Raw genomic sequence first — 21,426 nt, 5'->3', positions numbered from 1 at the left:
GGAAAGCACTGAAAATGACTAACAAGCGTGTTCTCATAGCCATGAGCGGCGGGGTTGATTCCTCGGTCAGCGCGGCCCTGCTGCAGAAGCAGGGGTACGAGGTGACCGGGGTCTCTTTGCAGCTCTATGATCCGCTGCCCAAGGAACCGGGTTGCCGGGTCAAGACCTGTTGCTCGCTCGATGACGTCATGGACGCCGGTCGGGTGGCCAGGAAGCTGGGGATCCCTTTCGAGGTTCTGGATATGCGGGCCGAGTTCAGGCAGTTGGTGATCGACTACTTCATCGCCGAGTACGCTGCCGGGCGCACCCCCAACCCCTGTATCCGCTGCAATGAACTGATCAAGTTCGATCTGCTGCTGCAGAAGGCAAAGGCGATGGGTGCAGAGCTGCTGGCAACAGGCCATTATGCTCGTATCGAAACGGATGACTCCGGGCGGCGATGGCTTTTGCAGGGGCTCGATCCGGCCAAGGACCAGTCCTATTTTCTCTTCACTCTGACCCAGGAGCAGTTACAGCAGGTTGTGTTTCCGGTCGGCCTGCTCGAAAAAACTGAGGTGCGAAAGCTTGCCGCCAAATTCGAGCTGCCGGTGGCGCAAAAGCATGAGAGCCAGGAGATTTGCTTCATCCCGGACAATGATTACGTGCAGTTCCTGGAAACCCATGGCGTCGGCCAACTGCCGGGCGAGATCGTGACCAAAGACGGCACCGTGGTCGGCCGTCACGCCGGTGTGCACCGTTATACGATCGGTCAGCGCAAGGGGCTCGGCATTGCCTGGCCGCATCCACTGCATGTATCTGCCATCGATACCGGCAATAACCGGATCATCGTAGGTTCGCACGCTGAACTGGCAACAACCTCGCTGACCGCCAGCCAGGCAACCTGGAGCGTGCCGCCCCAGACAGCAGAGTTCCGGGCCAGCTGCCGCATCCGCTACCGGCATAAACCAGCGCCCTGCACAGTGGTCATGCTTTCGGATAACCGCTTTAAAGTGGAATTTGACGAGCCACAGACATCCGTAACTCCGGGCCAGGCCGCAGTACTGTACGACGGAGCGCGAGTACTGGGCGGCGGCTGGATCGAATGACAGAAATATTGATTTATGACCTGCCGGATGCGGATTTTGTGTCAGAGCAAGGCTGTCGAGGGATTGCGCGGAGGCGTAGCAGCGCTACGCCGCACAAGGAATCCCGAAGACTTACGCAGCTCTGGCGCAAAAGCCACATTCGTAATGAGGAAAGATGATGAGTAAAAACCTGACCCACTTGCAGCAGTTGGAAGCCGAAAGCATCCACATCCTCCGCGAAGTGGTGGCCGAATTCAGCAATCCGGTGATGCTCTACTCCATCGGCAAGGACTCGGCGGTCATGCTGCACCTGGCCCGCAAGGCCTTTTTTCCGGCGGTGCCGCCGTTTCCGCTGTTGCATGTGGACACCACCTGGAAGTTCCGCGAGATGATCCAGTTCCGGGATCGGATGGCTGCCGAATGCGGACTCGACCTGATCGTGCATGTGAACGAGGAGGGGGTTCAGCAGGGGATTTCACCCTTTACCCACGGATCGGCGCTCTATACCGATATCATGAAAACCGAAGGTCTCAGGCAGGCGCTGGACAAGTACAAGTTCGATGCCGCCTTTGGCGGCGCTCGGCGGGATGAGGAAAAATCGCGGGCCAAGGAACGGATCTTCTCCTTTCGCAGCGCCAGTCACCGCTGGGACCCCAAGGACCAGCGTCCTGAACTCTGGAACCTGTACAACACCCGGGTCAAGCCGGGAGAGAGCATCCGGGTGTTCCCGCTCTCCAACTGGACCGAGCTCGATGTCTGGCAGTACATCCACCTGGAGCAGATCCCGATCGTGCCGCTTTACTATGCCGCGGTGCGGCCGGTGGTGGAGCGGGACGGCATGTTGATCATGGTGGATGACGACCGCCTGGATCTCAAGCCTGGGGAAACCATCCAGTACAAATCGGTCCGCTTCCGTACCCTGGGGTGCTACCCGCTCACCGGCGCAGTGGAATCCGAGGCCGACACCCTGCCGCAGATCATCCAGGAGATGCTGCTCACCCGTACCTCGGAGCGCCAGGGTAGATTAATTGATCACGACCAGGCCGGGTCTATGGAGAAGAAGAAGCAAGAGGGATATTTTTAACGTGCCGACGCTTTTCCGCTCTGGCGGCGTAAGTCATCACCGGCAGTTGTGCGGCGTAGCGCTGCTACGCCTCCGCCTGCCGCCTCGACAGCCTTGCCAGAACGAAAAATCCTCGGCCCGGATAAAGGAAAACAACGATGGCCCATCAGTCTGAATTGATCGAAAAAGATATATTGGCGTATCTCAAGAGCCAGGAAGAGAAGTCGCTGCTCAGGTTCATCACCTGCGGCAGCGTCGATGATGGCAAGAGCACCCTGATCGGCCGGTTGTTGTGGGATTCCAAGATGGTCTTCGAGGACCAGTTGGCAGCTTTGGAGTCTGACAGCAAGAAGGTCGGCACCCAGGGGGGCGCCATCGACTATGCCTTGTTGCTGGACGGACTGCAGGCGGAGCGGGAACAGGGGATCACCATTGATGTCGCCTACCGATTCTTCTCCACTGACAAGCGCAAGTTCATCGTCGCCGACACCCCCGGTCATGAGCAGTATACCCGTAACATGGTTACCGGCGCTTCCACCGCCCAGGTAGCGGTAATCCTGGTGGACAGCCGCAAGGGCTTGCTGACCCAGACCCGGCGTCACAGCTTCCTGGTCTCGCTGGTCGGCATCAAGCATGTGGTGCTGGCGATCAACAAGATGGACCTGATTGACTTCAACCAGCAACAGTTCGAGGCCATTGTCAGCGACTATCGGCAGTTCGCCAGCCCGCTCGGTTTTGCCTCTATTACCGCCATCCCCCTCTCGGCGCTGAACGGCGACAACATGATCGAGCCCAGTCCCAACACCCCCTGGTACGCCGGGCCGACCCTGATGAGCTTTCTGGAGGAATTTCCGGTGGCAGGGGATAACCGGGAACAGCCGTTCCGGATGCCGGTGCAGTGGGTAAACCGTCCTCACCTCGATTTCCGCGGTTTCTGCGGCGTCATCGCTGCCGGTACCATCCGTCCGGGGGATGAGCTGCGGGTCGCCTCGTCGGGCCGCACCAGCCGGGTGGCCAGGATTGTTACCATGAATGGCGATCTGGATGAGGCGGTTTCCGGCCAGGCCGTGACCCTGACACTTACGGACGAGATCGACGTCAGCCGCGGGGAGATGCTGACCTCGCCGGAAGCTCCGCCGCTCCATGCCCGCCATCCCGAGGCGTACCTGGTATGGATGCACGACCAGCCGTTGCAAATCGGCCAGGTCTACCTGGTGCGGACCGCTACGGCCGTGACCCCCGGCCGGGTCACCAGCATTCAGTATGGCGTGGATGTCAATACCCTGGAGCAGAAGCAGGTGCCGACCCTTGGGCTGAATGAAATCGGCGTTGCGCGCCTGGAACTCGACCGCCCGATCTCTTTCGACAGTTATCAGCACAATCGGAATACCGGCAGTTTCATCCTGATCGACCGTTTCAGCAACGCCACTGTGGCGGCCGGCATGGTGAACGCGACTGCTCCGGAAAACCTCACTGGGCGGGAGACGGCAATTGCCACGGATGGTACTGAGGCAGAAAGCTCTCTCCCCAGGCGCATCCCCTTGAACGAAGGGGCCATTGCCGGGCACGGAGTGAGTGTCGTAGACCTGGCCGGGGAAGGTGGGGTGCTGGCATTCGAGGTGTCGGATAGCTTCCTCGACTATCTCGGCAAGGGGAACCGGGTCCTGTTCCGGCTGCGGGATGTGGGGCAGGTGACTGCAGTGGCGCAACTAGCCTTCGACCAGAGCCTGTCATTCGAATTTGACCGTACTGCCGACGGCATGAGCGCGCTGCTCTTCAGACGGAGCACCAGGCTGAAAAATGGTTTGTCGGATAACGACGGGACCGGGATATGAACGGCTGAGAAAAAGACAGCACAGCCCGAAAACTTTTTCTTGACATTATTGGTCGGCTACTGTAATCATAAAGTCCATAGAGTTTATATTTAATTGTGCCCCTTGTAAAGAGGGGATTTATTTCCAGGTAAAAATCTACTAAATCTACAGACTACAAAAGGAGTATCCAATGAAAACAGGATTGTTGAAAAAGGTTACTGCGGTTGTCGCACTGGCGTTGTCTCTCTCGATTGCAACTGTGGCCGCTGCCGAAACTACGTTGCTCAATGTCTCGTACGACCCGACCCGCGAGCTGTATCAGGATTTCAATGGCGCCTTTGCCAAGTACTGGAAAGGAAAGAGTGGCGAGACCGTCACCATCAAGCAGTCCCACGGTGGTTCCGGCAAGCAGGCTCGGTCGGTGATCGACGGCCTTGAGGCTGATGTCGTCACCCTGGCTCTGGCCTACGACATTGACGCCATTGCCGAAAAGGGGCTGATCAAGCAGGGGTGGCAAAAGGAGCTGCCGCACAACAGCTCGCCCTACACCTCCACCATCGTCTTCCTGGTGCGCAAGGGGAATCCCAAGAAGATCAAGGACTGGAACGACTTGGCAAAACCTGGCATATCGGTTATCACCCCCAACCCCAAGACCTCTGGCGGCGCCCGCTGGAACTACCTGGCTGCCTGGGGCTATGCCCTGAAGCAGAAGAGGGGCAACGAGGCCAAGGCCAAGGAGTTTGTCGCCAAGATCCTGAAGAATGTTCCAGTGCTTGACTCAGGAGCGCGCGGTTCCACCAACACCTTTGTCCAGCGCGGCCTGGGCGATGTACTGCTGGCCTGGGAGAACGAGGCATATCTGGCGATCAACGAGCTCGGCCCGGACAAGTTCGAGATCGTGACCCCGTCACTGTCCATCCTTGCCGAACCGCCGGTAACTGTGATCGATAAGGTTGCTGACCGGCACGGCACCCGCAAAGTGGCTGAGGAGTATCTGAAGTATCTCTACACCACGGAAGGCCAGAAAATCGCTGCCAAGCATTACTACCGTCCCATCGACAAGAAGGTGCCGACCAATCTGGCCAAAGTAAAGCTGTTCACCATCGACGAGCTGTTCGGCGGCTGGCAGAAGGCCCAGAAGACCCATTTTGCTGACGGCGGAGTCTTTGATCAGATCTACGCCCGATGAAATGATCTTTTTCCGCAATATCTGCGTAAGTCTGCAGGATTCCTTGTGCGGCGTAGCGCTGCTATGCTCCGCGCAATCCTTCGACAGCCTTGATCTTGCGAAAAAATTCTCATTTCTAAATTTTGTTTTGAGGGGCGGCCTTGTGGCCGCCCCACCTACTGACAATTCGGTTCTGCATGATCCCGAGCGAGAGGAAGCGCATGAACAAATCTCCGCATAACAGAGTTCTCCCCGGCTTCGGTCTGACCCTTGGCTACACCATCTTCTACCTGAGCATCGTCGTCCTGATCCCCTTGTCGGCGCTGTTCTTCAAGAGCGCAACCCTGAGCTGGGGCGATTTTTGGGCAACGGTCACGGCAGAGCGAGTCATTGCCTCGTTTCGCCTGACCTTTGGCGCCGCCATTGCCGCAGCCTTGGTTAATGCGCTGTTCGGCACCCTGGTTGCCTGGGTGCTGGTTCGCTACCGCTTTCCCGGAAAACGGCTGGCCGATGCCCTGGTGGATCTCCCTTTTGCCCTGCCTACGGCTGTGGCCGGCATCACCCTGGCTACGGTCTATTCAGCCAACGGCTGGCTCGGCAGATATCTGGAAGCGGCCGGGATCAAGGTGGCCTTTACCCCGCTCGGCATCACGGTGGCCATGGTTTTTATCGGCCTGCCGTTTGTGGTGCGCACGGTCCAGCCGGTGCTGGAAGAGCTGGAGCCTGAGCTTGAAGAGGCGGCGGCCTGCCTGGGAGCCAACCGCTGGCAGACCATCCGGCGGGTGCTGCTGCCGTCGATCACCCCGGCAGTCATTACCGGCTTTGCCCTGGCCTTCGCCCGCGGGGTAGGGGAATATGGCTCGATCATCTTCATTGCCGGCAACATGCCGATGAAGTCGGAGATCACGCCGCTCTTGATCATCACCAAGCTGGAGCAATACGACTATGCCGGCGCCACAGCCATTGCCTCGGTGATGCTGGTCATCTCCTTTGTCATGCTGCTGGTGATTAATATCCTGCAGAAATGGAGTCGGCGCTATGCAGCATAATTTATCGGCACGACACGGGAACCGCACTAACACCGAACCGGCGCAGGTGCGCTGGCTGCTGGTTGCCATTGCCCTGCTGTTCCTTACCCTGTTCCTGTTCGTGCCGCTGGCCGCGGTCTTCAGCGAAGCGTTTTCCAAAGGGTGGGAGTCCTACCTGGCCGCACTCAAGGAGCCGGATACCTGGTCGGCCATCAAGCTTACTCTGCTGGTGGCTGGGATCAGCGTGCCGCTCAACCTGGTCTTCGGCCTGATAGCCTCATGGGCCATTGCCAAGTTTGCCTTTCCGGGCAAGAGCCTGTTGCTCACCCTGATCGACCTACCGTTTTCGGTATCGCCGGTAATATCGGGTCTGATCTATGTGCTGCTCTTCGGACTCCAAGGGTGGCTGGGGCCCTGGTTGCAGGACCATGACCTGAAGATCATCTTTGCCGCTCCCGGGATCATTCTAGCCACCATCTTCGTCACCTTCCCGTTTGTGGCCAGGGAACTGATCCCGCTGATGGAAGCGCAGGGGCGGGAAGAGGAAGAGGCGGCCCTGACCCTGGGCGCCAGCGGCCTGCAGACCTTTTTCCTGGTCACCCTGCCCAATGTCAAGTGGGGGGTGCTCTACGGGGTGATCCTTTGCAACGCCAGGGCCATGGGGGAGTTCGGCGCGGTTTCCGTGGTGTCCGGCCATATCCGGGGGATGACCAATACCGTGCCGCTCCAGGTGGAGATCCTCTATAACGAATACAACTACGCCGCCGCCTTTGCTGTTGCCTCGCTGCTGGCCCTGCTGGCGCTGGTGACCCTGGTGGTAAAAAGCTGGGTGGAATTCAGGATGAAGAGACAGGAGATTCAGTCATGAGCATCGAAGTCAGCGGCGTAGCCAAACAGTTCGGGGCGTTCACCGCCCTGCAGGATATCTCCCTCACCGTGCCGTCGGGCGAGCTGGTGGCGCTGCTCGGCCCGTCCGGCTGCGGCAAGACCACGCTGCTCCGGATCATTGCCGGACTGGAATCGCCGGACCGCGGTGAGATCCTGTTCAACGGCGAAAATGCCCATGACGATGTCCGGGAACGGCAGGTCGGCTTCGTGTTCCAGCATTATGCCCTGTTTCGGCACATGACGGTCTTTGATAATGTCGCCTTCGGCCTGACGGTGCGGCCTCGCAAGGAACGGCCGTCCAAGGCGGCAATCCGTGAGCGGGTGCATGAACTGCTCAAGCTGATTCAACTGGAAGGGATTGCCGATCGTTACCCGGCCCAGCTTTCCGGTGGCCAGCGCCAGCGGGTGGCCCTGGCCCGGGCCCTGGCAGTGGAGCCGAAGGTGCTGCTTCTGGATGAACCGTTCGGCGCTCTGGACGCCAAAGTGCGGATCGAGCTGCGCCGCTGGCTGCGGCGGCTGCATGACGAGATCCACGTCACCAGCGTCTTCGTGACCCATGACCAGGAAGAGGCGCTGGAGGTGGCCGACCGGATCGTGGTGATGAACAAGGGGAAGATCGAGCAACAGGGGACGCCGGACGAGGTCTATAGCCGTCCTGCGTCACCCTTTGTCTACTCGTTCCTGGGCACGGTCAACATGTTCCATGCCCGGCCCCAGGCAGGTCAGGCTGTTTCTGCTGAGAGTCATTCGGTCGGCTATGCCCGCCCCCATGAGATCGATGTCAGCCGCCAGGACCCCGGCAACGGGGCCATTGCGGTTACCGTAGCGCGGGTGCTCCCTCTTGGGGCGATTGTGCGGCTTGAGCTGGTCCGCGTTGACAATAACGGTTCGATGGAGGCGGAGATCCCGCGGGAGAAGCACGAGGCGTTATGGTTCACCACCGGTGAGCAGGTTTACGTGTCACCGAAAAACCTGGTGGTGTTTGTCGAGGATTACCAGATCTAATATTATTTGGTGTTCTGGCAGGATTAACCTGCCTGAGTGATACCATTTCCGAAAGGTTTAACAACCTGCTTGAAGGGCGAATTTATCAATCTACAAGCAGGTTATTTGTAAAGCATAAGATGCAAAAGGCTTTGTTTTCAAAGTGTTAACTGTCTGTTGTGTCTCTGGCCCATTGCACCCTCTAGACCCTCTCTCCTCAATACAATCTTGCGATTTCCACCACCCATCTGAACAAGGCTATTTAATAACGGCAAGGTCCCGATATTTTTATTGAAATGACGGTTGATAACGTCAAATTTTCGATTAAAGTAAATCAAGAATCTTTCAACACTGGACATTCCACTGGTAAGCTTTTTGAGAAAAGAGGTTGATATGGTATCGAGACCTTCCGGAATGGCCCTGTGTCTGTGCATGTCGGTTTTTGCCGCCGGCCCAGCCTGGGGGATGGAACGTAATATCTACGACCTGAGCCTTGAAAAGCTCTCTGACCTGGTGGTCACCGACACCAAGATAGCCCAATCGCAGGAAACCGTGACCCAGAAGGTCGAGCTGTTTTACCCCGAAGAGTTCGAGCAGCAGACCACCTACAACCGGAATATTGCTGAACTGCTAAAATACACCTCCGGCCAGTTTGTCAATGTGCTGTCGCGTAACGATGCCAACTGGGGTTCGTTCGGCGGGCTTGGGCCGAAGTACAACGGCTATCTGCTAGACGGACTGCCGATAGATTCTTTTGTGGACTCCATGAGCCTTGATCCGTGGGCCTTCGGTCAGGTGGAGATTCACAAGGGTCCGGCCTCGGTCATGTATTCCAACTATCTGACCATGGATTTCGCCGGTAATGAAACCCCGCTGACCGGCATCACCAATTTCATTCTCAAGGATCGCATCGACGCCCCGGCAACCCGCTTCATGGTCGGTGGCGGGAGTTACAACACCTTTGCCAGCCGTCTCTATCATCAGGACCGGAAAGAGAACCTGAATTACTTCATCGGCGCCGGTTATGAGCAGTCCGACTACACCAACTACGGCACGGCAGATTCGTGGCTGAACATCATCAAGGACCCGGAATACCAGAAAACCAGACTATACGCCAAATTGACCTATCTGTTCGATCGCGACGATCACAAGCTGTCTGTTTTTGCCCACCATACCCAGCATACCGGCGATGCCGGTCGTCCCAACCGCGATTTTAACCATAAGTACGACACCATCAACGCGGCATACACCAACCAGATGACAGATATGGTTAATCTCCAGGTTAAAACCGGCTACCGTAACTATGATCGCCGCTGGGCAGAAGACAACTCCCCGGCCAATCTCGGACTGCGCGAACGTGACGGGGTGGAACAGCAGATCTTTCCTTCTGATCTGACCATCAATGTGACTCATAACGGCAACAGTCTGCTCACTGTGGGGGTGGATTCGCAAGTGGCTACGTACCGGTCGTTTGCCGAGGTTAATGGCGTGCGCAATATCGGCACCGATGTGAACGCCTATTCGGCAGGGCTCTTTGTTCAAGAAAAACTGGTCTTTGGCAGATGGGTATTGAGGGGCGGGGGGCGGTTCAACTATACGAACCACTCGTATGATCTCTTTAACGGGGCAGCGCCATCCAAGCGCGACAACTCCTGGGACACATTTCTCTGGAGCGTTGGCGCCCGCTTTAACATGACTCCGCGGGTTGCGTTTTACGGCAATGCCGGATCGAGCTTTGTGGCGCCATCGGCCAAGCAGCTAGGGGGGACGCTGAATGCCTCTGATGCCGGGGTTGCAGGAAGAAACGGCCAGCTTCCCAGCCTCGATCTGAAACCGGAAAAAGGGATCGGCTCTGATCTGGGACTTGATCTGCGACCGCTCGATACCTTGATTATCGGTATCCGCGGCTTTTACAACCAGGTTGACGATGCCATCGTGGAAAACGCCGTCAGTGCCACGCCGTCGCAGAGCCGCTCTATCAATACCGGCAATGCCCACTCATACGGATTCGAGTTGAATGTCGATCACCGGTTTGCCGATTACCTGCGCTCATTTGCTAATTTCACCTATACGGCAACCAGGGTAGAGAACCCGCTGGATTCTGACCAGGACGGCGCAGACATCTCCTTTGTCCCTGATTATGTTGCAAATGTCGGTCTTACCGGCCGGCTCCCCTGGGGGATATCCTTGTCCCCCTATTTGCACTGTGTTGGCAGTTATTACGACAGCACCGCGAAAAGCACCCGCCGGAAGTTCGGCCCGTATCAGCTGCTGAACATCCGGGCCCAGAAGATGATCTTCAAAAATGCTGATTATGCGTTGAATGCCGCTCTCGATCTTAACAACCTGTTCGACAAGCGTTACGAGATGCCGTGGCAGTTTCGGGACCCCGGATTCAATGCCTTCGGCAGCCTGGAGCTGACATTTTGAATAAACGTGGTCTGCACATGCTGTTACCGTGGTTGAAAAGGGCTTGCCGAAGAGCGGCGTCTGCCGGGGCAATGACGCTGGTGGTCGTTTGCTGCGCGGTTGCCGGCATACCGCTACGGCCAGTATGGGCCAGCGATTTGGAGAATAAAGTCAAGTCGGCGTATATCTATAATTTTACCAAATTCGTCGACTGGCCTGAGGGCGAAGGTGGCACTGGCCGTGAGCCGCTCAGGATCTGTATCGTTGGCAACGATCCGATCCGCACCGTGTTGGGGGAGCTTTCAAACCGTGAAGCAAATGGCCGGCCACTGTTGGTTCAGCGGATTAAAGACCTGAAAACCGTTGGCACATGCAGTGTGGCGTTCATAAGCCGGTCCGAGGAACAGCAGCTGCCTTCCATTTTGCAGCGCTTGAATGGGGTGCGGACCTTGACGGTCAGCGATATTCCGCAGTTTGCCCAAAAAGGTGGGATGATCGGTTTTGTCACCGAGGGGGGGCGGGTGAAGCTTGAAATCAATCTTCGGGCGATCCGTCAGACTGGTTTGAAAGTAAGCGCCAAGCTACTTGAAGTTGCGAGGGTAGTGGAATGACCGGCCTCAAGACTCTCATTTCCCTGATCCGAGGGATGCCGATCAGGAAGAAGCTGCTGCTGATCGCCATGACCACCACTATTATCGGGCTGTTGGTTGCCGGCACGGCCTTCACTGTTTACAACCGGTATCATGTCAAACAGAATATGGTACAAGACCTCTCCGCCCTGGCGATGCTGATCGCCGACCGCAGCAATGCCGCAATCCTTTTTGATGATCCCTATCTTGCCCGGGAAAACCTGGCCTCACTCAGGGTCAAGCCGTCAGTCACCGGAGCCTGTATCTACCTGGAAAACGGGACGGTATTCGCTTCGTATGCTGCACCAAGGAGCGAGACTGAGCCGTTTCCGCCGTATGAACGCATCCGCCAACAGCGTTTTGCGTCCGGGCAACTGCTGGTATTCGAACCGATAGAATCAGACGGGAAGCAGATCGGATCGGTCTGTGTGCGCGCCAACCTGAGGGAACTCGATCTTCTCTGGCGTAATTATCTTGTCTTCACGGTCCTGATTATGCTGGTTGCCGGACTGGCGGCCTACTTCCTGTCTTCCCGGCTACAACAGATTGTGTCGGAGCCGCTTTCCAAGCTTACCCGCACGGCCCAGCTGATTTCGCAGGAGAAAGACTATTCTGTAAGGGCATCCCAGGACAACGACGACGAAATCGGTGTTCTGGTTCAGGCGTTTAACGGCATGCTGGAGACCATAGAAGTCCAGAACCGGGAACTTGTTGACAGCAACCGGAGCCTTGAACAGCGGGTGGCGGAACGGACAGTTCAGCTGCAGGAGGCCAAAGAGCGAGCCGAAGCTGCCGACCAGTTGAAATCTGCCTTTCTGGCAACCATGTCTCATGAATTGCGCACGCCGCTCAACTCCATCATCGGTTTTACCGGCATTTTGCTGCAGGGGCTGGGCGGACCGATCAACGATGAACAGGCCAAGCAGCTCAACATGGTCAAGAACAGCGCCAATCATCTGTTGTCGCTGATCAGCGACATTCTTGACATTTCCAAGATCGAGGCCGGACAGCTGAAAGTGACGATGGAACCGTTCAACCTTCAGGAATCTGTTGGCAAGATGGCGCAGAGCATACGCCCGCTGGCTGAGAAAAAGGGGCTGGAGTTGTCGGTAGAGATGGCCCCGGAGGTGGGGACGATTACCAATGATGTGCGCCGGGTGGAGCAGGTTCTGCTTAACCTGCTCTCCAATGCGGTCAAGTTCACGGAAGAGGGGAGCATTTCGGTTCGTTGTGTGCGTGAAGGCGGGTATTACGTGACCAGCGTAACCGACACCGGTATCGGCATCGAAGATGACGATCTGGAACGTTTGTTCAAGCCGTTTCACCAGATTGACTCGGGGTTGAGCCGCAAATACGAGGGGACCGGCCTGGGGCTTTCCATCTGTAAAAAACTGGTTGAACTTATGGGAGGCTCAATTAGGGTCGAAAGCTGCCAGGGCAAGGGCAGCACCTTTGGCTTCACCTTGCCGGTAAATCCTTGCCGCGAGCAGGCTGACGCTATATCCGCTGCTGATTCCGGTGGCGGAGAGACGGGATCAGTAGCGAGCGGACCGGTAGCGGCACAACCACCGATTCCCGGCGTCCAGGTCTGCAATGACCCGGAGCGGGTTGCAGCCGTTTGTCTCACGCTTGCCGAACTCCTCAGGACCGATGATGCCGCGGCCAGCGATCTGCTCACCGCGAATATCGAGCTGCTCAAAGGGGCTTTCCCCCATGACTTTGCCCTGATCGAAGGGGCAATCAGGCGTTTCGATTTCGAGGCCGCGCTTGCCGTATTGCAAAAAGTACTGCCGCAGATGGCTACGAGTGGGAAGGGGGGGGCGCCCAACCATGGGTGAAGAATACCGATGCCCAGTGGATCAAGGCTTTGAAGACGATTGCCGGGTGTCGAACCATTACACACCGGTTGCGGGGACTGTGCATGGTAACTTTTAAGCAGGCAACAAGAGGGCGTGCTTCCTGGATATCGGCCGTTATCGGCTCTTTTGTCCGTTATTGCCTGGCGCTTGTCTTGCTGGTCGCGGTTTTTTTGCAAGTCGATCCCGCATCTGCCGCTGTCCGCACCGTTACGGTCGGTGTCTATGAAAATCCGCCCAAGGTATTTACCTCCGCAACCGGAAAACCCTCCGGAATTTTCATCGAGATTATTGAACAGATAGCGAAAAACGAAGGTTGGAATCTGCGCTATGTCTCCGGCAGCTGGGCTGAGGGGTTGGAGCGCCTGGCAAAAGGAGAAATCGACCTGATGCCTGATGTCGCTTATATGGCGGGTCGCGAAAAGATTTATTTATTCCACAAGGTTCCGGTTCTGACCGGCTGGTCCCAGGTCTATGCTCGCAAAGGTAGCGGAATCCAGTCGATTCTGGATTTGAATGGCAAGCGGATTGCCGCCCTGGAAAACTCGCTCCAGCTCGAAACTTTTACCCGGATGGCGAATAACTTTGGTCTGAAAATTTCCTTTATTCCTGTGCCGGATTACAAAACCGAATTCGAGATGATTGCTGCGGGCAAGGCCGATGCCGGTCTGACCAACCGGTTCTATGGGTTGATGCATGCAAGAAAGGCGGGGCTTGAAGATACCCCGATCATGTTTGACCCTGCCCCTTTTTTCTTCGCTGCTCCCAAAAATGCTTCCGGAGAATTATCGGAAATCATCGACCGCCATCTATCACAAATGAAAAAAGACCCTCAATCAGCATATTATGCGGCGATGAAACGCTGGACATCTGAAGAGGTGCAATTCTCATTGCCGAAATGGTTGCAGCTTTCGGGGCTTGTGCTGGGGGTTGTTTTGCTCATGAGCCTTGTCGGAAGTTTCGTTCTAAAGCATCAAGTCAATGCCCGTACCAGGGAGCTGAAACTGGTCAATCAGGAAATGGAGCAACGGATTGATGAGCGGACGCTCTCGTTGCAGGAAACCAACATAAGATTACGGGTAGCCTTGGAGGATTTAGCTCATGCCAAGGAGCGGGCCGAGGCAGCTGATCGGCTGAAGTCCGCCTTTCTGGCCACCATGTCTCATGAATTGCGCACCCCGCTCAACTCCATTATCGGCTTTACCGGCATCCTGTTACAGGGGCTGGGCGGACCGGTCAATGAAGAGCAGACCAAGCAGCTAAATATGGTCAAAAACAGCGCCAGTCACCTGCTGTCCCTGATCAGCGATGTCCTGGACATTTCCAAAATTGAGGCCGGACAGCTGAAAGTGGTGAAGGAACCGTTCAATCTTCAGGAATCTGTTTACCAGATGACGCAGAGCATTCGCCCGCTGGTTGAGAAAAAGGGGCTGGAGTTGTCGGTCGAGGTGGCCCCGGAGGTGGGGACGATTACCAATGACGTGCGCCGGGTGGAGCAGGTCCTGCTCAACCTGCTCTCCAATGCGGTCAAGTTTACGGAAAAAGGAGGTATTTCGGTTCGTTGTGGCCGTGAAGGCGGGTATTACGCGATCAGCGTAACCGACACCGGTATCGGCATCGTGGATGGCGATCTGGAACGGCTGTTCGAACCGTTTCACCAGATTGACTCGGGGTTGAGCCGCAAATACGAGGGGACCGGCCTGGGGCTTTCCATCTGTAAAAAACTGGTCGAACTTATGGGTGGCTCAATCCGGGGGCAAAGCTGCCTGGGTAAGGGCAGCACCTTCGGCTTCACCGTGCCGGTAAATCCCGGCAGCAAGCAGGCTGACGCTATATCCGCTGCTGATTTCGGTGGCGGAGAGGACAAAGTGCCTGCGAGTGCCGGATCTGTTGAACAACCGGAGGCGAAACCAGCGTTGATGCCGGCCTCTGTTGACCGGGAAAGGGTTGAAGCGTTATGTCGCAAGCTTGCTGAGCTGCTTGGTGACGATGACGCCTCAGCGGGTGATCTGCTAAACGCGAACCGTGCGCTGCTCAAGGGTTCATTCCCCGATGAATTCTCTGTTATCGAAGGTTTAATCAGGCGCTTCGACTTCGAGGGGGCACTTGCTGCACTGGGTAAAGTGATGAAGGTTGATGTGCGGGGTAAAGAGAGCCAAGCGCATGAGAGTTGACGGATGAATAATGACGCCGCGGTAAAAAGACCTACGGTGCTGGTGGTCGACGACATTCCGGAAAACCTGTCGCTCATCAGTGCTTTGCTCAAAGACGAGTACAAGGTCAAGGTGGCCAACAGTGGCGAAAAGGCGCTCAGGATCACTAGGTCTGAGGCTGCTCCGGACCTGATTCTGCTCGACATCATGATGCCCGGTATGGATGGCTACGAGGTCTGTCGGCGGCTTAAGGCGGATACGGCAACCAGGGATATTCCAATAATTTTCCTTACCGCGCGAGCAGAGATGGAGGATGAAAAACTCGGCCTGGAACTTGGCGCTGAAGACTACATTACCAAACCGATCAGCCCCCCGATCTTCATGGCACGGGTCAAGACCCATCTTAAACTGAAAGCGGCAGCGGATTTTCTTCGCGACAAGAACCAGTTTCTGGAACAAGAAGTGGAACGACGCACCTGCGAGGTAAGGGCTATTCAGGAGGTCACCATCCTGGCCCTGGCATCTCTCGCCGAAACCCGAGATGCGGATACCGGCTACCACCTGCAGAGAACGCAACGGTATGTCAAATCGCTGGCACTGAAACTGAAAATTCATCCGCGCTTCAAGGATTACCTTTCGGACAGCAACATCACCATGCTGTTCAAGTCGGCGCCGCTGCATGACATCGGCAAGGTGGGCATTCCCGACCGCATCCTGCTCAAACCGGGTCCCCTGGAACCGGAAGAGGGGGAAATCATGAAAACCCACACAAGGATTGGCTGGGATGCCATCGAGCATGCCGAGCGGGCTCTTGGTGCCAATGTGGAGTTCCTGCAGATTGCCAAGGAAATTGCTCTCTGCCATCACGAAAAGTGGGATGGGACCGGCTATCCGCGAGAGCTGTGCGGAGAGGAGATCCCGATTGCCGCGCGGCTGATGGCTGTTGCCGATGTCTATGACGCGCTCAGCAGCAGCCGGGTATACCGGGACGGGATGCCGCATGAAAGAGTAGTGCAGATGTTGACTGAAGGCAGGGGCACTCATTTTGACCCTGATGTTATCGAAGCTTTCATCGAACTTCAGGATCAGTTCCGACAGATATCACTGGATTATGCCGTTTTTTGTGGATCAAGCCAGCTAGTGCATGACAGGGTCAGATAACTTATGTCTTCTGCTGCCGAAAAAATACCATCGATCACCTGGCAACCCGGCCATTTTCTGCCGGGGTTGGCTCAGAATATTGCGGTTGCTGTCACCTATGTCGTGACAGCAAAGCTCGGATTTCTCCTTGCCCTTGATCAGACCAATGCCACGGCAGTATGGCCGCCAACCGGGGTTGCCCTGGCAGCCTGTCTTGTTTTCGGGCTGCGGCTCTGGCCCGGAATCTTTCTCGGGGCTTTTCTGGCAAATATCCTGGTGGTGGCCGGCAGCACCATTGCGTCGTTGCCCGTACTGATGCTGGCGTTGAGCACGGCAGCCGGGAACACCCTGGAGGCGCTGGTTGGCGCCTATCTTGTCAACCGCTTTAGTTCCGGCCGGCTTCCTTTCGACCGCACCCTGGATACCGTCTATTTCATGCTGTTCGGCGCGCTTGTCAGTCCCTTTATCAGCGCCACGGTAGGGACCGCGAGTTTCTGCAGCTACAGCAGCGACTGGTCTCGCTTTGGCCAGATGTGGCTGACCTGGTGGCTGGGCGACGCAGTGGGTGCCCTGATTATTGCTCCACTGCTCCTTACCTGGGAAAAGCGCGGCGTATTTCGCCGGTACCGCTGGCAGACAGCAGAAGCTGCCGCTTTGCTGGCAATGCTGCTGCTCGCGGAACTGACTATTTTCCCCCTCAATGCACCCTTGGAATATCTGGTATTTCCTCTCCTTTTCTGGACGGCCTTTCGCTTCGGTCAATTCGAGGCGGCCGTCATGGTGATGCTGGTCATGGTGACGTTTCTGCTCTGGACCGTCTCCGGCTTAGGTCCGTTTGCCGGCAAGCCGCTGAATAATGCGCTTCTTTTTCTGCAGTCCTATCTCGGGGTGGCCTCGGCATCCACCCTGATCCTCTCTACGCTTATCAGCACTCGTAACCGCGCCGAGGCCAGTTTGCGGGAATACCAGGACAACCTGGAAAAACTGGTCACCCTGCGGACCGCCGAGCTGCAGGGCGCCAACGAGCGCTTGACTGGAGAGATCGAAGAGCGGGTCAGGACCGAGCAGGAGCTTGCCGTTGCCAAAGAGCGAGCTGAGGCTGCCGATAATCTGAAGTCGGCCTTTCTTGCCACCATGTCTCATGAACTGCGTACGCCGCTCAATTCCATCATCGGTTTCACCGGCATCTTGTTGCAGGAACTGGGGGGGCCGGTCAACGAGGAGCAGGCCAAGCAGCTCAATATGGTTAAAAACAGTGCCAATCACCTTCTGTCTCTGATCAGCGATGTTCTGGACATTTCCAAGATCGAGGCTGGACAGGCGACCGTTACCTGTGTGCCGGTGGATCTGAAAACCATTATTGTCAAGACGGTGCTGAGTGTGCGTCCGCTGGCGGAGAAGAAGGGGCTTGAGCTCACGCTGGACATGGCAGAAGACGTGATAAGAGTCAACGCCGACGAGCGACGGGTGGAGCAGATCTTGCTCAATCTCCTGAGCAATGCGGTCAAGTTCACCGAAAAGGGATTTATTGCCGTTCGCTGTGGGGCCGAGGCAGGTAACTATGTGATCAGTGTAACCGACACCGGTATCGGTATCAGGGCTGATGACCTGGAACGCCTGTTTCAACCGTTTCAACAGATTGACACCGGCTTAAGTCGCAAATACGAGGGGACCGGGCTGGGTCTCTCCATCTGCAAGAAAATGGCTGAGTTGATGGGCGGCTGCATCCAGGTTGAGAGCAGCCTGGAAACAGGGAGCACCTTTAGTTTCGTACTTCCGCTGGAAAGGGGATCGGCATGAAAAGGAAGATTCTTTATATCGAGGATAACGAACAAAACTTGTATTTGGTGAGGTTTATCCTGGAAAAGCATGGCTATGAAGTGCTTTCTGCCATGGATGGTCAGGAGGGTATCGACCTTGCCGCGGCTGTGAAGCCGGATCTGATCCTGCTCGACATCCAGTTGCCGCTCATGGATGGGTATGCCGTGGCTCGGCAACTTCGGGCCAATCCTGATCTTGCCGGCATTCCCATTGTTGCCGTCACTTCCTATGCCATGGCCGGCGACCGTGACAAGGCGCTTGCCGCCGGATGCAACGGCTATATCGAAAAACCGATAAACCCGGATACTTTCATGCAGCAGGTAGAATCGCATTTGCCGGTGCCGGCATTGTAAGGAGAAATCGCGTCATGCAAAGCATTCTTGTTGTCGATGACATTGCAGAGAATCTCTATTTCCTGGAGGTGCTGCTGAAGGGGAACGGTTTTGAGGTTCGCACTGCAGCTAATGGTCTGGAAGCCCTGGAATCGGCTCGGAGCGAGCAGCCGGCTTTGATTATCTCCGATATTCTCATGCCGGTGATGGATGGCTATGCCTTGTGCCGTGAGTGGCGGTCGGATGAGCGGCTTAAGGGAATACCTTTCATCTTTTACACGGCCACCTTTACCGAAAAGAAGGACGAGGAGCTGGCGCTCAGCCTGGGGGCCGACTGTTTTGCAATAAAGCCCCAGGAACCGGACGCTCTGATGGAAATCATCAGGAAAGTGTTGGCCGGTTCCAGTGATAAATCAGTTGCCTCTCCTGCTGATATGCCTGCCGATGAGGGGGTACTGCTCCGGGAATACAACGAGGCCCTGTTCCGCAAACTGGAAAAGAAGATGGCTGACCTTGAGCAGGCCAACCGGGAGCTGGAGCAGAAAATCAGCGAGCAGAAACTCCTGGAAGAGCAGCTGCGCCAGGTGCAGAAGATGGAGGCGATTGGCAGGTTTTCCGCCGGAATAGCCCATGATTTCAATAATATCCTGACCGCCATCTTCGGCTTTGGTTCCATCATGAAGTTGAAGATGAGCGTCGGCGATCCTCTGCACGATAACATCGATCATATCCTTGCTGCGGCCGATCGGGCTGCCAATCTGACCCGCAGTCTGCTGACCTTCAGCCGGAAACATGAAATGAAAATGCAGCCGTTGAATCTCAACAGCAGCATCCGGAACGTCGAATCGTTCCTGCGGCGGATTATCGGCGAGGACATCAAACTGATCGTGTCGCAACGGGTTGAGGATATCCTGGTTTATGCCGATGGCGGACACATCGAGCAGGTGTTGATGAACCTGGCGACAAATGCGCGCGATGCCATGCCCTGTGGCGGCATTCTCTCGATCGGAACGGACATCGTTGATATTGACCATGAATTCATCCGGATGCATGGTTACGGCACATTGGGCCGCCATGCGCTGCTCTCATTTGCCGACAACGGTATCGGCATGGATGAAGCGACCCGACAGCGGATCTTCGAGCCGTTCTTTACCACCAAGGAAACCAGCAAGGGAACCGGTCTGGGGCTCTCGATCATCTATGGCATAATTGAGCAGCACCACGGCCATATCAGCGTCTACAGCGAACCTGGCCAGGGGACCAATATCAAAATCCTGTTGCCGCTCATGACTGCCGACGTTGTGTCAAGTCGGGCGTGCGACGGTCAGTGTCAAATGTCGGGCGGCTCCGAGACCATATTGGTGGTTGATGATGAAGAGCCGATCAGGCAATACCTGGAGTCATTTTTGACGACCTTGGGGTACCGGGTGCTGTTGGCGAAAGACGGTCGTGATGCTGTGCAGACTTTTCGTGAAAAGGGCGCTGAGGTAGACCTGGTATTGATGGATATCATCATGCCGAACCAGAATGGCTATGAGGCCGCAGGTGAACTCAAGAGGATCAAACAGGGGATACCGATTGTCTTTACCAGTGGCTATCCTTACGACCTGATTAATGAGCGTAAGCTGTTGGATGATGATGCCCAACTCCTCGTTAAACCGCTGACACCGACTGATCTTGCCCGGAAACTGAGAGCTGTTTTTGATGGCTGAACGCAGTTTTTTCAGCTGTCGGTTGGGACATTATATCTTGGCTTTGGCAGATCATAGACTGAACTGACCAACCAGTCGCTGCAGTTCCCTGGACTGCATGGCAAGCGTGGCTGCCGCAGAAGCCGTATCCGTGGCCCCATGGGCGGTCTGCTGGATTACCGCCGTAATCTGCTGGATGTTGTTGGAGATCTCACCGGTGGTGGAGGTCTGTTGATTGGCTGCAGTAGCAATCTGGTTGATCTGCATGGTAACGTCATTTATCTGCTGTAATATCTGTTCCAGTGATTGGCCGGACAAGCCCGAGTATTCCGTCCCTTTCTCAACCTCGGCAACCCCTTCCTCAATTGCGGCAACTGCTCCACCTGTTTCGTGTTGAATAGCCTTGATCATGCCGCTGATTTCCTGGGTGGCGCGGGTGGTGCGCTCAGCCAGTGCCCGCACCTCGTCGGCAACCACGGCAAAACCTCGTCCCTGCTCGCCGGCGCGGGCGGCTTCTATGGCGGCATTAAGGGCCAGAAGGTTGGTCTGGTCGGCAATGTCCTGGATAGTGCCGATGATCTCCCCGATCTGGTTGGAGCGCTGGCCCAAGCCTTCGACTGTTTTTGCTGCACCTTTGACCCGGTTGGCAATACGCTCCATGCAGACTGTGGTCTGCCGAACCACTTCGGCTCCCGACCGGGCTGTTTCACTGGCGCGGGAAGAGTTGTCTGCCGCGCTCATGCAGTTGTTGGCGATATCGCCGGAGGTCGCGGCCATCTCTTCGCTGGCAACCGCAACCGTGTTCGTCTGGGAGGCGACGCTCTCGGTCCCTGCGGCTATCTGGTCGGCGTTGGACTGAAGCTGGCCCGAAGCCGTGGAGACCTTTTCCGCAGTCTGCGACAGCTGGGAAATAATGTCGCGCATGGTTGCTTGCAGGGAGCCGATGGAGCGGATAATGGTACTGATCTCGTTGTTCCGTTTCGGGGCAATGGTTTCTGTCAGGTCCCCTTTGGTCATCCTGGCCAGATAACCCAGGATGCGCTGCATAGCATCATTGACTGTCCAGAATAGCAGCCAGCTGAACAACATGCCAAGCACCACGAAAACTGCTGTGGATGCAACGGCCTGGGACAGGGGTAAGGAGCGTCCCGCCACGACCGCTATGATTATACAGAAGCTGTAACAGATGCAGAGCATGAAGATACGGGTACGGATTTTCAGGCACAGGTAAAGGTCTAGCAGGGATTTCATCGTTACCTCCTGGTGTTATAACTCCGGGCAGGAGTTCTTTCGTGTTTTATCGTCAGATATGTCGACTAATTTAGTAGAAAAATATAATGAATTGCTTTGTGTTACAAGGGTAATGGAGAATTGTTAACGTGGTTT

At 56.1% G+C, this 21,426-nt stretch carries 16 protein-coding genes; 15 read left to right on the top strand and 1 reads right to left on the bottom strand.

Annotation, left to right across the window (positions count from 1 at the left end; translation table 11 throughout):
* The first annotated feature begins 14 nt into the window (after positions 1-14).
* The 15 genes from mnmA (at position 15) to KI809_RS10000 (ending at position 20,061) form a co-directional block, all read left to right on the top strand.
* Complete coding sequence (gene mnmA, locus KI809_RS10070) at positions 15-1,085, top strand: tRNA 2-thiouridine(34) synthase MnmA (protein ID WP_214171405.1); 1,071 nt, start codon at positions 15-17, stop codon at positions 1,083-1,085.
* 157 nt (positions 1,086-1,242) lie between these two features.
* Positions 1,243-2,148, top strand: a complete 906-nt coding sequence (gene cysD / locus KI809_RS10065; RefSeq protein WP_214171510.1) for a sulfate adenylyltransferase subunit CysD — start codon at positions 1,243-1,245, stop codon at positions 2,146-2,148.
* 137 nt (positions 2,149-2,285) lie between these two features.
* Positions 2,286-3,962 carry a sulfate adenylyltransferase subunit CysN gene (cysN, locus tag KI809_RS10060; RefSeq protein WP_214171404.1) on the top strand — a complete coding sequence of 559 codons (1,677 nt, stop codon included), beginning with the start codon at positions 2,286-2,288 and terminating at the stop codon, positions 3,960-3,962.
* A 169-nt stretch (positions 3,963-4,131) separates the two neighbouring features.
* Positions 4,132-5,130, top strand: a complete 999-nt coding sequence (locus KI809_RS10055; protein ID WP_214171403.1) for a sulfate ABC transporter substrate-binding protein — start codon at positions 4,132-4,134, stop codon at positions 5,128-5,130.
* Between the two features lie 200 nt (positions 5,131-5,330).
* Entirely contained in the window at positions 5,331-6,158 is an 828-nt protein-coding gene (gene cysT, locus KI809_RS10050; protein WP_214171402.1) for a sulfate ABC transporter permease subunit CysT, read from the top strand.
* On the top strand, positions 6,148-7,005 hold the full coding sequence (cysW, locus tag KI809_RS10045; protein ID WP_214171401.1) for a sulfate ABC transporter permease subunit CysW: 858 nt from the start codon (positions 6,148-6,150) through the stop codon (positions 7,003-7,005). The genes cysT and cysW overlap by 11 nt, the downstream gene beginning before the upstream one ends.
* Positions 7,002-8,030, top strand: a complete 1,029-nt coding sequence (locus KI809_RS10040) for a sulfate/molybdate ABC transporter ATP-binding protein (protein WP_214171400.1) — start codon at positions 7,002-7,004, stop codon at positions 8,028-8,030. Before cysW ends, KI809_RS10040 begins: the two co-directional genes overlap by 4 nt.
* A gap of 372 nt (positions 8,031-8,402) precedes the next feature.
* Entirely contained in the window at positions 8,403-10,439 is a 2,037-nt protein-coding gene (locus KI809_RS10035) for a TonB-dependent receptor plug domain-containing protein (protein WP_214171399.1), read from the top strand.
* A complete protein-coding gene (locus KI809_RS10030; protein WP_214171398.1) occupies positions 10,436-11,029 on the top strand; it encodes a TOL_0243 family YfiR-like periplasmic protein in 594 nt (197 codons plus the stop codon). Before KI809_RS10035 ends, KI809_RS10030 begins: the two co-directional genes overlap by 4 nt.
* Positions 11,026-12,885 carry a sensor histidine kinase, YfiR-like protein-associated gene (locus KI809_RS10025; RefSeq protein WP_214171397.1) on the top strand — a complete coding sequence of 620 codons (1,860 nt, stop codon included), beginning with the start codon at positions 11,026-11,028 and terminating at the stop codon, positions 12,883-12,885. The genes KI809_RS10030 and KI809_RS10025 overlap by 4 nt, the downstream gene beginning before the upstream one ends.
* An 83-nt stretch (positions 12,886-12,968) precedes the next feature.
* On the top strand, positions 12,969-15,077 hold the full coding sequence (locus KI809_RS10020) for an ATP-binding protein (RefSeq protein ID WP_214171396.1): 2,109 nt from the start codon (positions 12,969-12,971) through the stop codon (positions 15,075-15,077).
* Between the two features lie 3 nt (positions 15,078-15,080).
* Positions 15,081-16,217, top strand: a complete 1,137-nt coding sequence (locus KI809_RS10015; RefSeq protein ID WP_214171395.1) for a response regulator — start codon at positions 15,081-15,083, stop codon at positions 16,215-16,217.
* 3 nt (positions 16,218-16,220) lie between these two features.
* Positions 16,221-17,996, top strand: coding sequence for an MASE1 domain-containing protein (locus KI809_RS10010; protein WP_214171394.1), 1,776 nt, complete (start codon positions 16,221-16,223; stop codon positions 17,994-17,996).
* Positions 17,993-18,370, top strand: coding sequence for a response regulator (locus tag KI809_RS10005; RefSeq protein ID WP_214171393.1), 378 nt, complete (start codon positions 17,993-17,995; stop codon positions 18,368-18,370). The genes KI809_RS10010 and KI809_RS10005 overlap by 4 nt, the downstream gene beginning before the upstream one ends.
* 14 nt (positions 18,371-18,384) lie before the next feature.
* Positions 18,385-20,061: a response regulator gene (locus KI809_RS10000; protein ID WP_214171392.1), complete on the top strand. Its 1,677-nt coding sequence runs from the start codon at positions 18,385-18,387 to the stop codon at positions 20,059-20,061.
* A 51-nt stretch (positions 20,062-20,112) separates the two neighbouring features.
* On the opposite strand, the gene KI809_RS09995 is transcribed toward KI809_RS10000, so the two are convergent.
* Positions 20,113-21,291 (bottom strand): methyl-accepting chemotaxis protein, encoded by a 1,179-nt coding sequence (locus tag KI809_RS09995; protein ID WP_214171391.1) that lies wholly within the window; start codon positions 21,289-21,291, stop codon positions 20,113-20,115.
* Positions 21,292-21,426 lie beyond the last annotated feature (135 nt).

It is taken from the genome of Geoanaerobacter pelophilus (assembly GCF_018476885.1).
Taxonomy (GTDB): domain Bacteria; phylum Desulfobacterota; class Desulfuromonadia; order Geobacterales; family DSM-12255; genus Geoanaerobacter; species Geoanaerobacter pelophilus.
Note: the sequence above shows the minus strand (reverse complement) of the source record. Positions and strands in the feature narration are given on the sequence as shown.

Excerpts from the sequence above, each read along its gene's own strand:
- KI809_RS10025 (WP_214171397.1), top strand. The coding sequence starts at position 11,026 with ATGACCGGCCTCAAGACTCTCATTTCCCTGATCCGAGGGATGCCGATC.
- cysN (WP_214171404.1), top strand. The coding sequence starts at position 2,286 with ATGGCCCATCAGTCTGAATTGATCGAAAAAGATATATTGGCGTATCTC.
- cysT (WP_214171402.1), top strand. The coding sequence starts at position 5,331 with ATGAACAAATCTCCGCATAACAGAGTTCTCCCCGGCTTCGGTCTGACC.
- KI809_RS10000 (WP_214171392.1), top strand. The coding sequence starts at position 18,385 with ATGCAAAGCATTCTTGTTGTCGATGACATTGCAGAGAATCTCTATTTC.
- KI809_RS10055 (WP_214171403.1), top strand. The coding sequence starts at position 4,132 with ATGAAAACAGGATTGTTGAAAAAGGTTACTGCGGTTGTCGCACTGGCG.
- KI809_RS10035 (WP_214171399.1), top strand. The coding sequence starts at position 8,403 with ATGGTATCGAGACCTTCCGGAATGGCCCTGTGTCTGTGCATGTCGGTT.
- KI809_RS10040 (WP_214171400.1), top strand. The coding sequence starts at position 7,002 with ATGAGCATCGAAGTCAGCGGCGTAGCCAAACAGTTCGGGGCGTTCACC.
- cysW (WP_214171401.1), top strand. The coding sequence starts at position 6,148 with ATGCAGCATAATTTATCGGCACGACACGGGAACCGCACTAACACCGAA.
- KI809_RS10020 (WP_214171396.1), top strand. The coding sequence starts at position 12,969 with ATGGTAACTTTTAAGCAGGCAACAAGAGGGCGTGCTTCCTGGATATCG.
- KI809_RS10015 (WP_214171395.1), top strand. The coding sequence starts at position 15,081 with ATGAATAATGACGCCGCGGTAAAAAGACCTACGGTGCTGGTGGTCGAC.
- KI809_RS10005 (WP_214171393.1), top strand. The coding sequence starts at position 17,993 with ATGAAAAGGAAGATTCTTTATATCGAGGATAACGAACAAAACTTGTAT.
- cysD (WP_214171510.1), top strand. The coding sequence starts at position 1,243 with ATGAGTAAAAACCTGACCCACTTGCAGCAGTTGGAAGCCGAAAGCATC.
- KI809_RS09995 (WP_214171391.1), bottom strand. The coding sequence starts at position 21,291 with ATGAAATCCCTGCTAGACCTTTACCTGTGCCTGAAAATCCGTACCCGT.
- mnmA (WP_214171405.1), top strand. The coding sequence starts at position 15 with ATGACTAACAAGCGTGTTCTCATAGCCATGAGCGGCGGGGTTGATTCC.
- KI809_RS10010 (WP_214171394.1), top strand. The coding sequence starts at position 16,221 with ATGTCTTCTGCTGCCGAAAAAATACCATCGATCACCTGGCAACCCGGC.